The sequence below is a fragment of the Roseateles sp. P5_E4 genome (assembly GCF_054049255.1).
The window spans coordinates 396,573-409,254 of sequence record NZ_JBFUMS010000001.1 but is presented as its reverse complement, the minus strand read 5'-3'; the positions used below and the strand labels follow the sequence as shown (position 1 = coordinate 409,254).

Annotated in this window: 10 protein-coding genes; 4 read left to right on the top strand and 6 right to left on the bottom strand. The window is 70.1% G+C overall.

Translation table 11 applies throughout. The annotated features are described in order from the left end of the window. The first annotated feature begins 7 nt into the window (after positions 1-7). The 3 genes from ACXJLH_RS01765 to ACXJLH_RS01755 are packed head-to-tail and all read left to right on the top strand — an operon-like array spanning position 8 to position 5,986. Positions 8-805: an NRDE family protein gene (locus ACXJLH_RS01765; protein WP_457442263.1), complete on the top strand. Its 798-nt coding sequence runs from the start codon at positions 8-10 to the stop codon at positions 803-805. A 55-nt stretch (positions 806-860) separates the two neighbouring features. Next, positions 861-4,463 carry a PAS domain-containing protein gene (locus tag ACXJLH_RS01760; protein WP_457442262.1) on the top strand — a complete coding sequence of 1,201 codons (3,603 nt, stop codon included), beginning with the start codon at positions 861-863 and terminating at the stop codon, positions 4,461-4,463. 53 nt (positions 4,464-4,516) lie between these two features. Further along, positions 4,517-5,986 carry a hypothetical protein gene (locus tag ACXJLH_RS01755; RefSeq protein ID WP_457442261.1) on the top strand — a complete coding sequence of 490 codons (1,470 nt, stop codon included), beginning with the start codon at positions 4,517-4,519 and terminating at the stop codon, positions 5,984-5,986. 7 nt (positions 5,987-5,993) lie between these two features. On the opposite strand, the gene ACXJLH_RS01750 is transcribed toward ACXJLH_RS01755, so the two are convergent. The 3 genes from ACXJLH_RS01750 to ACXJLH_RS01740 all read right to left on the bottom strand — a co-directional run bounded on the left by ACXJLH_RS01750 (position 5,994) and on the right by ACXJLH_RS01740 (position 8,654). Beyond that, positions 5,994-6,713 (bottom strand): DUF72 domain-containing protein, encoded by a 720-nt coding sequence (locus ACXJLH_RS01750; protein ID WP_457442260.1) that lies wholly within the window; start codon positions 6,711-6,713, stop codon positions 5,994-5,996. A 33-nt stretch (positions 6,714-6,746) separates the two neighbouring features. Next, positions 6,747-7,562 carry a DUF72 domain-containing protein gene (locus ACXJLH_RS01745; protein ID WP_457442259.1) on the bottom strand — a complete coding sequence of 272 codons (816 nt, stop codon included), beginning with the start codon at positions 7,560-7,562 and terminating at the stop codon, positions 6,747-6,749. A 78-nt stretch (positions 7,563-7,640) separates the two neighbouring features. Continuing rightward, positions 7,641-8,654 carry a zinc-binding alcohol dehydrogenase family protein gene (locus ACXJLH_RS01740; protein WP_457442258.1) on the bottom strand — a complete coding sequence of 338 codons (1,014 nt, stop codon included), beginning with the start codon at positions 8,652-8,654 and terminating at the stop codon, positions 7,641-7,643. Between the two features lie 105 nt (positions 8,655-8,759). Between ACXJLH_RS01740 and ACXJLH_RS01735 the strand changes: the two genes are divergently transcribed. Then, positions 8,760-9,692, top strand: a complete 933-nt coding sequence (locus ACXJLH_RS01735) for a LysR family transcriptional regulator (RefSeq protein ID WP_457442256.1) — start codon at positions 8,760-8,762, stop codon at positions 9,690-9,692. Positions 9,693-9,703: 11 nt separating this feature from the next. Here the strand turns inward: ACXJLH_RS01735 and ACXJLH_RS01730 are convergent, their stop codons facing one another. From ACXJLH_RS01730 to ACXJLH_RS01720, 3 genes are all read right to left on the bottom strand, one after another. Further along, complete coding sequence (locus ACXJLH_RS01730) at positions 9,704-10,216, bottom strand: PEP-CTERM sorting domain-containing protein (protein WP_457442255.1); 513 nt, start codon at positions 10,214-10,216, stop codon at positions 9,704-9,706. Positions 10,217-10,343: 127 nt separating this feature from the next. Next, entirely contained in the window at positions 10,344-11,897 is a 1,554-nt protein-coding gene (locus ACXJLH_RS01725; protein ID WP_457442254.1) for a bifunctional hydroxymethylpyrimidine kinase/phosphomethylpyrimidine kinase, read from the bottom strand. Then, on the bottom strand, positions 11,894-12,682 hold the full coding sequence (locus ACXJLH_RS01720; RefSeq protein ID WP_457442253.1) for a thiazole synthase: 789 nt from the start codon (positions 12,680-12,682) through the stop codon (positions 11,894-11,896). Before ACXJLH_RS01720 ends, ACXJLH_RS01725 begins: the two co-directional genes overlap by 4 nt.

The following is a 12,682-nucleotide window of genomic DNA, read 5'->3' as shown; positions in this document are numbered from 1 at the left end:
CGCGGCCATGTGCCTCGCTGCGTTCGCGCTGAACGCCCACCCGCGCTTCCCCCTCGTCATCGCCGCCAACCGCGACGAGTTTTTCGCTCGCGAGGCCGCGCCCATGGGTTGGTGGCCGGACCTGCCCGACATCCTCGCCGGCCGCGATCTCAGTGCCGGCGGCACCTGGTTTGGCCTGACGCGCGCCGGGCGTCTCGCGCTGCTGACCAATGTGCGCGAGCCCGGACGGCAAGTCGCCGATGCGCCATCGCGCGGCGCCCTGGTCGTTGACTGGCTGGGCTCATCCAGCGCCGCTGACGATTTCGCGGCGGGGCTGGCACAGGGTTACAACGGCTTCAATCTCATCACCGCCGATCTGGCCCGCAACGCCTGGCACTGGATCAGCAACCGTGCCTCCGCGCCGCTTGAACTGCGGCCCGGCATCCACGCGCTATCCAATGCCTCGCTTGACACGCCCTGGCCCAAGACCGAGGGCTTGTCGGTAGCGCTGGCCGAGGCGCTCGGCAGCTCGGCCTCGGCGCAGCAACTGGCAAGCCGGCTCTTCGCCGCGCTGGCCGACGCCACGCCGGCTCCGGACGCAACCCTGCCCGACACCGGCGTCGGCCTGGCCCGGGAGCGCCTGCTGTCGCCCCGCTTCGTGCGCATGCCCGATCCGGCTCGGCCTGACAGGGCTGTCTACGGCACGCGCTGCGCGACCGTGCTGATCCGTGAGGCCAACGGTACTACCCACGTCATCGAGCGCAGCATCACGGCCGGCGGTGACTGGCTCCCGCCCGTCCACCACGAATTGAGCCGCTGGCCCTGACCCAGGCGCCGCTCAAGCTGATATACAGGCGGGCACTGCCGCTTCTCGCTGCCCGATGAAACCCTTGCCTCGCCTGTCGACCGCCCGCTGGACCGCGCTGGCCTGCATGGTCCTGGCCGGCTTTGTCGCGGTGCGCTGGTGCCTGCAACTGGATGTCGGCAGTTTCCTGCCCGGACTGGCCGAGATCGGCATCGTGTCGTCGGTGCTGCTGCTGCTCGGCAGCGCCACGGCCTGGGTCATGGCCGGCTGGCGCAGCGGGCAGGCGCCGAGCGCTGCCGCCAGGCGCGCCGTGCAGGGCATGGCACTGCTGATGGCCGTGTTGCCAGCCTTGATGCTCATCGAGGCCATGGGTGGCCAGTCCTTGGGTATCGACATCACCCGCCCCGGCGTGCTGCCAACGGCGCTGAACCCTCACCCCGGCCGCATCTCACCCAATGGCTGCGTGGCCCTGCTGCTGCTGTTCGCCTGCCAGGGCCTGCTGGCCGGCCCGCCACGCACGCTGGCCCGGCGTTTGAGCGCGGTCGGCATCATCGTCGCGGCCTGCATCGCCCTCCTTGGCATCCTGGGCTATCTGCTGAATCTGGAGCAGCTCTACCACTGGGGTTCATACAACCGCCTGACGCTGCCGACGGCCGCTGGCCTGGCGCTGCTGGCCCTGTCGATCTGGGAGTTGCGCCTGAGCTGGAGCGACCTGCGTGAGCGCATCGACCTGCATGAGCAGCGCATCACGCGGCGCTCGCTGGCCGTGCTGGCCCTGGTCGCCGTGGCGGCCGGCGCGGGCGGCTTCGCAGCGCTGGAATCGGAGTTCGAGCACACGCGCAAGGAAGATGTGCGCTCCACGGCAGTGCTCACCGCCGAGGCACTGGTCAGCGCCGTCGACGGCGGCGTCTGGCTTGCGCAGACCATCGCCACCCGCCCCGTCGTCATCGAGCAACTCGCGGCGCTGGCCAGCAGCCCGGCCGACACTGCCCGGCGCGAGCGCCTGGGCAACATCACCCGCAGCCTGCTGACGGCCGGCGTCACCGCGGCGCGCTTCGTCGACGCCACCGGCGCGCCGCTGGCCGAGGCCGGCGCCTTCGCTGCCCAGGCCGGCACGCCCTCGCTGGCGCTGGCGCGCGACTACGCCGCCACGGGTCGTCTCGCCTGGACCAGCGGTTTCCTGCTTGCAACCGACGTTCCGATCATGGACAAGGGCGAGGTGGTGGGCCGCTTCCAGAGTGAGCAGCGCCTGGCATTGATGGACCGCCTGGTCATGCGCATCCGCGACACCGATGCCTCCTCCGACGTGCTGATCTGCAACCGCGTCGACAAGGTCGCGTCCTGCGTGCCGTCCAAGCTCTACCCGCAGGCCTTCACTATCCCGATGTTCGACGCGAGCGGCAACGTCAACCTGCCGATCAACCGCGCCCTGCTCGGCGAGACGGGCGTCATGCTGACGCCCGACCTGCGCGGCGTGCCGGTCGTCGCGGCCTATGTGCCGCTCGGGCGCACCGGCCTGGCCATGGTCGTCAAGGCCGACATCGACGCCGTCTTCGCCGTCATCCGACAGCGCCTGGGCTGGCTGGCGCTGCTGCTGACGGTGCTGACTCTGATGGGCACCTGGGTGCTCAGGCAGCACGTGAGGCCCCTCGTGAAGCAGCTGGCCGGCGAGCAGGCGCGCTGCCGCGCCATCCTCGACCACTCCAGCGACGCCTTCATCGGCCTGGACAGCGAAGGCCTCATCACCGACTGGAACCTGCAGGCCGAGCGCCTGTTCGGCTACACGGCGGCCGAGGCGAGGGGCCAGCGCGTTTCCGAACTCATCATCCCGCCCGAGTCACGCGCCGCCCACGAGGCCGGCATGGCACGCTTCCGGCACACCRGCCAGGGCCGCGTCGTCAACCAGCGCGTCGAGCTCATGGCCCAGCACCGCGACGGCCGGCTGCTGGACGTGGAGCTTTCCGTTGCCGCGATGGCCGTGGGCGACGGCTACGCGGCACATGCCTTCGTGCGCGACGTCAGCCAGCGCAAGGCCGCCGCCCGCCAGCTCGCCGCCAGCGAGCAGCGCATGCGCGACGTGACCAACGCCATCCCCGCCATGGTCGGCGTCTTCGATGCCCAGGAGCGCTGCGTCTTTGCCAATGACCTGGCCCTCAAGGTGCACGGCCTCGATCGTGACAAGGCCATCGGCCTGCCCATGCGCGACGGCCTGGGCGAGGCCAGCTATGCCCTGCACGAGCCCCATGTGAAGGCCGTGCTGCAAGGCCAGCGCCAGACTTTCGAGGGCTCGCTGCCCTGGCGCGATGGCACCGGCTATTTCCAGATCCACCTCGTGCCGATGCGCGACGCGCAGACCGATGCCGTCAGCGGTTTCTATCTGATGACCTTCGACATCACGGCCCTGCGCAGCGCCCAGTTGAAGCAGGAGCGCAGCGAGCGGCGCCTGCGCTCCATCACCGACAACCTGCCGGCCCTGATCTCCCACCTGGATGCCGACGGCCGCTATCTGTTCGCCAACCGCCAGTTCGAGACCCTGCTCAAACTCGATCCCGAGCAACTGCTCGGCCGGCGCATTGACGAAGTGCGTGACGCGGACTACGTCGCGCAGGTGCACCCCTGGCTGGCCAAGGCCATGGCGGGCCAGACCGTCGTCTTCGAATCCGAGACCGGCCCCAGTGTTGGCCAGGCCCGCCAATACCAGCAGACCTACGTGCCGGAGTTCGACCCCGACGGTCAGGTCGTCGGCGTCTTCGCGGTGACCTTCGACATCACCGACCGCAAGCTCGCCGCCCAGCGTCTCGGCGACGCCCAGGCCCACCTCAAGGCCATCGCCGACAACCTGCCGGTGCTGATCTCCTATATCGACCGTAACCAACGCCTGACCTTCGTCAACAAGACCTTCGAGGAATGGATGGGCGTGGCCCCCGAACTGGCCGTCGGCAGCCACCTGAAAGCGCTGATCGGTCCCGAGCTCTATGCCCAGCGCCAGCCGGCCCTGGAGCAGGCGCTGCGCGGCGAACGCGTTGAATTTGAGGTCGCGTCCCAGGCCCTGGGCCTGACCCGGTACCTTCACACCGTCTACATCCCCGACCGGCGCGCCGACGGCAACGTCGCCGGCGTCTACACCCTGTCCACCGACATCACGGCCACCAAGGACATCGAGCGCCGGTTGCATGAACTGGCCCGCATCGATCCGCTGACCCGCCTGCCCAACCGCCGCGAGTTCGAGGAAAGGCTGGCCCTGGCGCTGGCGCGCGCCCGCCGCGGCCAGAAGGCCCTGGCCTTGATCTTCATGGACATCGACCACTTCAAGCGCATCAACGACGGCCATGGCCATGCCGCCGGTGATGCCGTGCTCAAGGAATTTGCCACGCGCATCCGCGGCGCCGTGCGCAGCACCGACACCGCGGCGCGCCTGGCCGGCGACGAGTTCGTCGTCATCCTGGAAGGCCTGCTGAGCGATGCCGAGGCGTCGCACGTGGCGGCCAAGCTCGTCGATGCCATCCGCCCGCCGATGCCACTGCCCGCCGGCGGCGAGATCCTCGTGACGACGAGCGTCGGCATGGCCTGCTGGGGCGGCGTGGGCGACGGTGCCGACGACCTTCTCGAGCGCGCTGACCGGGCCTTGTACCGCGCCAAGGCCGCCGGTCGTGACACCTTCGCACAAACCATCTTCTGATCGCCGGAGCTGGTAACAACCCGGGCGCGGCGCCGAGCCAAAATGCGCCCGCAGTGACTGCCGCCGTCGCCCTTCCCCGCCGTTTGCCGCCCGACCCCAAGCAGCTGCAGCGCTGCCTGCTGCTGGCGGTGCTGCTGCATGTGTGGCTGGTGCTCGTCTTCGGCAACGCCAGCGGCACGGCCGCGCCGGGCCAGGGTGTCTGGGGCAGCCTGACCGTCAAGCTGCTGGGCCGCAGCGGCAGCCAAGCCGGCGCGCCGCCGAGCGACAGCAGCACGGCCGACTCCGGCGGACAGCGTGGGCCAACGCCCGCCGTTACCGAAGCTGGCGCCGCCAGGCTGGGCCGCCCGAACCCGCAGGAAGTGCCACCCGAAGCCGCCCGCACCGAGGAGCCCTCGCCCGCACCGCCCAGCGCGGCGACGCTGGAGCTGCCCGAAGGCTTCAAACCCGTGGAGCGCGAGAACCTCAGCGCACCGCCGCGCACCGCGCCGCTGCAGACGCCCTCGGCGGAACTGCCCGCCGCCGTTGGCCGCCTGGAAGCCAGGCCCGAGGCCGCCGTGGCGCCATTGCCCTCCGCCACCAGCCTGCGCGCGCCGAGCCGCCCGACCGAACTGCCCACCCTGCCTGCCGATCTGCCCTCGGCGGTGCGCCGCCTGGAGGCTGCACCCGCCGCCCCTGCGGCCGCCTTGCCCCGGCCGGCTGAGCTGCGTGCTGCGCCTGCGCCGGCCACCACCGCCACGCCGAGCGTCGAGCTGCCGGCCCCGGTGCGCCGCCTCGAGGCGCCAGCCGAGGCGGGTGTGAGCCGGGCACCGCCACGCGCTGCCGAGCTGCGTGCCGCGCCGCCGAGCACCGTCGCCCAGCCTGAACCGAGCACCGCCCTGCCCTCCGCCGTACAGCGGCTGGAGGCGCCGACAGCCGAAGGCGGCGCCGTCACGCCGCTGACGCGCTCCAGCGAACTGCGCGCACCAGCGGCAGCCGCCACGGCCACGGCGCCGGCGCTGAACAGCCAGGACCTGCCGGCACCGGTGCGCCGCCTGGAGTCGGCCGATGGCGGTGCTGCAGTCACGCCGCTGCAAAGCACCGCCACCCCGCGAACCGCCGCGGCCGTACCTGGCGCGTCGGCGCTGAACGAGCTGTCAGGCAACGTGCCCGGCGAGGTCAACGCCCCGGCCGGCCCGGCGAAAGGCGATCCCAACGCCAGCCCTTATGCCGCACCCAAAGCTGCGGCAGGCTCGCCCGATGCCGGCTCACGCCTGGGCCCCGACCTGCCCATGCCGCCGTCGGCCGCGGCCAGCGCACCGCGCGCGCCGCTGAACCTGTCACTGCCGCGCGGTGACATTGCCGCCCGCCGCGGCCCGGGCCTGGTCGACATGCTGCCGCAACCACCGGAGCGCAAGTCCAAGCTCGAGCAGTCCATCGAAGACGCTGCCAACAAGGACTGCCGCAAGGCCTACGCGAACGCCGGCATCCTGGCCGCCCTGCCACTGGCCGTGGACGCGGCGCGCGGCAAGGGCTGCAAGTGGTGAGCCGGGTTCACAGCAGGGCCTGAAGCCGCAGTGCATCCTGCAGCGCCGCACCGGACGCTGTGTTGTCGAAGACGCACCAGCAGGGCACGTCTCGCGGCAGCAACTCGGCGCGCTCCTGCAACCAGGCCTCTTCATAGGGTGACCAGTAGATGCGCGGCGAGCCATGCCAGCGGAAGTAGTGCAGGCCTGGCCAGCCGCCGGGCTCGTGGGAACCGGGCCATTTGGCGGGGTCGACCCCGGCACGCGCCACCTCGCAGCCGCGCAGCAGCTGCTCGGCCTCGGCCGTGAACCAGCTCAGATGACGGGGCTCGCAGACGATGGCACCACAGAACGCCGCATGCACCTGCTTGAAGAAGCGACCGGCCAAACGGGCATCGAAACGCAGTGACGGCGGCAATTGCACCAGCAGCACGGCCCACTTGTCGCCGAGCGCGCCAGCTTCGCCGGCAAAGCGAGCCAGCAACTCATCCGCGCCCTCGAGCCTGGCCTCGTGCGTGATCTGCTTCGGGCATTTGACGGCGAAGCGGAAATGCTCGGGTGTGCTGGCCGCCCAGCGCTCGTAGGTCTGCGGCCGGTGGGGACGGTAGAAGGAGGAATTGATCTCGACGCCATTCACGACGGCGGCATAGCGCTCCAGCTGGGAGCCCTCCGCGGGAAAGTCCGCGGCCACCTTGGCGGGGATGGACCACCCCGCGGTGGCGACATAGATGGAGTCGACGGAATCCATGCGGCCTTCGGGCATGAGCACAACGCCAGCCGCTCAACCCCGCGCCACGCCGCGCGCTTCAAATGATGCCTGGCCATGCAGCCACCCCTCTTCAACCCGCGGGTCGGAGCGCAGCATGGCTTTCAACCGCAGCGCATTGCGCAGCGCCGCACCGCCGGCGGTGTTGCCGAAGATGCACCAGCAGGCTTGGTGCTGGGGCTGCGCCTGCAGCCCCAGCGCGCGATCGCGCAGCCAGGCCTCGTCGTAGGACGACCAGTATTCCCGCGGCGAACCATGCCAGCGGCAATACAGCGGCGGAGCATGATCCATCGCCAGGACTTGGGTCCAGCCGCCCGGCTCGTCAGCGCCCGGCCATTTCGCGGGGTCGATCGCAGCGCGCGATACCTCGACGTCCCGCATCAAGCGCTCGGCCGGCAGCGTGAACCAGCTCGGATGCCTGGGTTCACAGACGATGGTGCCGCCAAAGCGGGCATGCACCTGCTCGAAGAAGCGGCCCGCGACGAGATCGTCATACGCAAGTGTGGTGGGCAGTTGCACAAGCAGCACACACCATTTCGGCCCGAGGGCCGTGGCGGCATCGACGAAGCGCGCCAGCGGCTCCTTCACGCCTTCAAGCCGGCAGCGATGCGAGATCTGCTTCGGGCATTTGACGGCGAAACGGAAGTCGGCCGGCGCGCAGCCGGCCCAGCGCTCGTAGGTGCTGGCGCGATAGCTGCGGTAAAAGGACGAATTGATTTCCACGCAGCCCATCAGGGCCGAATAGCGCTGCAGGTCGGAGTCACCCGCGCGGAAGGCGGCCGTGCCTTCGGCCGCAATGCCCCAGTCCGACGTACCAATGAAGATCGTCATGTCCACAGCCTAGGCAGGCCGGCACGACTCGCGCGTCGGACAAGGGCGCAGCGCGGGCCCGCCGCTGTCCGACGCGGCTCAGAAGCCGCTAAGGACGATCTTGCCGCGCATGCGGCCCGATTCAACGAGTTCATGCGCCCGCCGCAGGTTCGCCGCATTGATCGGGCGCAGCTGCTCGCTGACCGTGGTGCGCACACGACCCGCGTCGACCAGGGCGGCGATGCGCGCCAGCAGGCGGCCCTGCTCCGCGACGTCCGCCGTGCCGAACATCGGTCGCGTGAACATCATTTCCCAGTGCAGGGACAGGGCCTTGCGCTTGAGCGTCATCACATCGATGGGGCCCGAGAGGTCGTCGATGAGGCCCAGACGGCCCTGGGGCGCGGCGGCATCGATGAGGGCGTCCCAGTGCTGCTCGGTATGGGTGAGGCTGGCGATGAACTCGACCTCTGCGACGCCGGCGGCCACCAGTTGCGGCCGCAATGGCTGGCTGTGGTCGATGACGATGTGGGCGCCGAGTTGCTTCACCCAGTCCTGCGTTTCGGGCCGGCTGGCCGTGCCGATGACGCGCAACTGGGTCAGCTCGCGGGCCAGTTGCACGAGGATGGAACCGACGCCTCCGGCCGCGCCGGTGACCAGCAGGCTCTGGCCTGTGCCGCCACCCTCGGCCACGCCGAGGCGGTCGAACAACAGCTCCCAGGCCGTGATGGCGGTCAGCGGCAAGGCGGCGGCCTCGGCGTCGGTGAGGCTTTTTGGCGCCAGCGCCGCGATGCGGTGGTCGACGACCTGCAACTCGGCATTGGAACCGGGGCGATCGATGGCGCCGGCGTAGTACACGCGGTCACCGATGGCAAAGCCACTGACGTCCTGGCCCAGCGCCTCCACGGTGCCCACGGCGTCCCAGCCGAGGACCTCGGGCCGGGATGCCGTGGGCGCGCGGTTGCGTCGCACCTTGGTGTCGACGGGGTTGACCGACACGGCCGCGACGCGAACCAGCAGGTCCAGCGGGCCGGGCGCCGGCGCGGGCAGTTCGAGATCGATCAGGGATTCGGGGTGATCGATGGGCAGGGATTGCAGATAGCCGACGGCTTTCATGGGGCGTCCTTTCTGAGACGAATCAACGATGGTCGTCATGGTGGCGGCCGGCATTCAAATCAGAAAGACTAGGATCGGAGAATCAGTTTCATCACAACAATGAAGATGGATCGCTTTTCACCGCTGCAGCTCTTTGTCTGCGCAGCAGAGGCTGGCAGCTTCTCGGCGGCCGCGCGACGCCTGGACCTCGGCCCCGTGCAGGCCAGCGCCACCATTGCAAGGCTAGAGCGTGAGCTGGGCGTGCGGCTGTTCGAGCGCTCGACGCGCCGGCTGCGCCTGACCGAAGCGGGCGAGCAATGGCTGCCGCATGCACGGCAGCTGTTGGCGGCATGGGAGGGTGGCCAAGCCGCGCTGCGGGGCATCACGGCCGAGGACCAGCCCCTCAGCGGCCGCCTGCGGGTGAGCCTGCCCAGCGACATCGGGCGCCAGCATCTTTGGCACTGGATCGAGGATTTCATTGCCAGCGATGGCAGCTCGGCGTTGCAACTGGAGTTGCGACTCAGCGACCGGGTGGCCGATCTTGTGCAGGAGCCCGTCGACTACGCCGTGCGCTACGGCGAGCCGCCGGACTCCAGTCTCATCGCCCTGCCCTTGGCGCCGGACAACCGTCGCGTGCTGTGCGCCAGCCCGGCCTATGTCGCTCGCCACGGGCAACCGGCGACGCCCGCTGACCTGCGCGGCCACAACTGCCTGCGCTGGGTGCTCGGCGACAGCCTGCACGGCCGCTGGCGCTTCACGTCACCCGATGGAGAGGCTTGCGCGGTCGAGGTCAGTGGGGACCGCACCGTGGACGACGGCGGCCTGGTGCGCGAATGGGCCGTGGCCGGGCTGGGCATCGCCTACAAGAGCCGCCTCGACGTGGCCGCCGACCTGGCGGCCGGGCGGCTGGTGGCGCTGCTGCCGGAATGGCTCGGCGAGCCCGCGCCGCTTCACTGGATGGCGGTCGGGCGGCACCGCCTGACGCCGGCCCTGCGGCGGCTCGCAGAAAGCATCAGGGCCCACTGTGGGGCCCTGGATGGAAGCGAAGTGCGGCGCTGAGGCCGCGACGTTCATTGGGCGCGGCGGCGGATGGCGCCCAGGCCGAGCAATGCAAGACCGGTCAGGGCCAGGCTGGCGGGCTCGGGCAGGCGGTTCGGGTCACGCACGATGAAATTCAGCGGGCCGCTGGTGAAGCCGCAGCCGTAGTTCTGAAGGTTGGAATTCAGGCACTGGGAATTGGTGGCGATGAAACCGGAACCCGCGGCAACGGCCGTGTAATCGATGATGAACAGCGACGGGTCAAGATTCCACTCCACACCATTACCCAGGGTTCCGATGACGATGTTTGTCAGGTTCAGCGCGGGCGAGCCATCGGCAGTGAACGCACCGCCGCCGGAACCACCGGCATCCACCTCGCCGGCCGAACCGCCTTGGACGATCACTTCGACCTGGAAGGTTTGGCCGATGAGCAGGTTGTTCAGATCCACGCCACCAACACCCTGCATGATCAGGACGGGTGCGGCATGGGCAACCAAAGCAGACGCTGCGAGGGCAACACCGGCAAGGACGGTACGGAAATTCATCTTGTTCTCCAGGCGATTTAGCAAATCAAAGCAAGCTCCGGGCCATTGCTGGTTTCTCCTATGAAGCGCACATTCTTTGTAACAAGCGCTGTAAAGCCCACCGACACCGCAATCGGGCTCAAGCACCTCATTCGAGCTTGACGGGCAGGCCGGGAAGCGGCCAGTGCGGCGCGTGAAAGGGCAGCGCACCACGCCCATCGCGCCACGCCCGTTGCCAGGCCTGCGGCAGGTGGGTCGCCCCGGGTGCAAGGCCGCGCACGACGCAGCCGGCGCTGGCGCCACTGGCGGCGATCTCGGCCAGTTGCTGCAGCTCCAGCACGCCGCCAATGCCGACCACCGGCGCCGGCGCCATGGCCACCCACCAGGCCAGGTTGTGCAGCCCTTGCGGCCGCCAGGGCATGGCCTTGGTCAGCGTCGGCCAGACGGGACCGCAGGCGATGTAGTCGGGCGACCAGGCCACGGTGCGGGCCAGCTCCCACAGGCTGTGCGAACTCAGGCCCAGGCGAAGGCCACGAGCCCGCGCCTCGGCAAGGTCACGTCGATCGGCAGCGGAAAGCGCCAGCAGATCTTCCTGGCCAAGATGGATGAAGTCGACGCCCGAGGCCAGCGCCTCGCGCCAGTGGTCGTTGACGATGAGGACGGCGCCCGGGTGACGCGCGGCCTTGATTTCGGCGCGCAAGCGGGCTGTCCAGACGGCGTCAGCCTCGCCCACGGTTCGCTTGACGCGCAATTGAACGGCTTGCAGGCCACCGTCAAAAAGGCTGGCGGCATGGATGCCACTGTCGGTGATGGCGTAGACCCCTTCAAGGGCCGGCGCCCCGCGGCGCGCTGCCGGCCAGGCCTCGGGTGGTGCCTCGTCGTCGAACAGCGCGGGCAGCAGGCTGGCATCGCCGATGAAGCCCGACTCAGGCCGCACCGGCCCCGCGCCAGCGCCAGGCGACTGAAGGTCGGCACGCAGGCCGGAGGTCGTCAGCATCTTGGCGATGACGGCCGCATCGGCAGCGACGAAACCTCGGGCCGATGCCGCAGCCAGAGCGGTCGCGAAGGTGCAGCCAGTACCGTGGTTGTTGCCAGCGGCGCGGCGCGGCAGGGCCAGCCAGCCGGTTGCATGCTCGGCCGCCAGCCAATCCAGGGCGAGCGGGCCGCCGGCATCGCCACCGGTGATGCAGACAGCGCGTGCACCCAGGGCCTGCAGCGCGCGCGCCTGCGCAGGCACGCTGCCCTCGCCCACCAGGCACGCCGTCTCGCGTTGGTTGGGTGTGACGGCGCTGGCCCGCGGCAGCAGCTCCTCGCGATAAGCGCGCAGCAGTGCTTCGTCGGCAAAGGTGGCGCCGGTGGAGGCCCGCAGCACTGGGTCGACAACCAGAGTGACGGGAGCGCGCTCGCGCAGCCGGTCAACCCAGCGTGCAACAACGCGCAGCTGCTCGACTCCGCCGAGCAGACCCGTCTTGATCGCAGCAGGCGGCAGGTCATCGGCCAGCGCGGCGAGTTGGGCGTCGAGCTGCTCAGGCGGTACGGGGAAGACGGCCTCGACGGCGACGCTGTTCTGCGCCGTCAACGCGGCCGCCACGGGGCAAAGGTGCACACCCGCCGCATCGGCGGCGCGCTGGTCGGCCGACAGGCCGGCACCGCCACCGCTGTCCAGCCCGGCAATGCTCCAGATGATGGGTGGCTTGCTCATGGAATCAGAAAGGGCCTGCCGCCCACCGGTGTGCTCGCGACAGCCATGTCCTGCTTGCTCATGACGCCGGCCTCGAAGCCGGTTCGCCCGGCCTCGATGGCCTGGCCGAACGCCGCGGCCATGCGGATGGGGTCGCCGGCCTGCGCGACGGCGGAGTTCAAGAGCACGCCGTCCAAGCCCAGCTCCATCGCCTGGGCCGCATGCGACGGCGCGCCGATGCCGGCGTCCACGATCAGCGGCACGCCGGGCAGGCGCTCGCGGAGCGTGCGCAGCGCAAACGGGTTGAGCAGGCCTTGGCCCGACCCGATGGGTGCGCCCCAGGGCATCAGCACCTGGCAGCCGGCGTCCAGCAGGCGGCGGCAGGTGACGAGGTCGTCGGTGCAGTAGGGGAAGACCTCGAAACCGTCCTTCACGAGCTGCTCGGCGGCCGTGACCAGCTCCCAGGGGTCGGGTTGCAGCGTGTACTCGTCGCCGACGACCTCCAGCTTGATCCACGGCGTGTCGTAGAGCTCGCGCGCCATGTGCGCCAGCGTGACGGCCTCCTGCGCGGTGCGGCACCCGGCGGTGTTGGGCAACAGGTGGCCGCCGGTCTCGGCGAGCGTCGCGCGGATGGCGGCGACAAAGCCGTTGTCGCCGGCCGCCGCGAGCGTGCGCTTGAGGCCGACGGTCAACACCTGGGCGCCGCTGGCCAGCACGGCCCGGCGAAGGATCTCGGGCGAGGGGTAGCCGGCGGTGCCGAGCAGGAAGCGGCTGGTGAGCTGGCGGCCGTAAAGGGTCCAAGACAT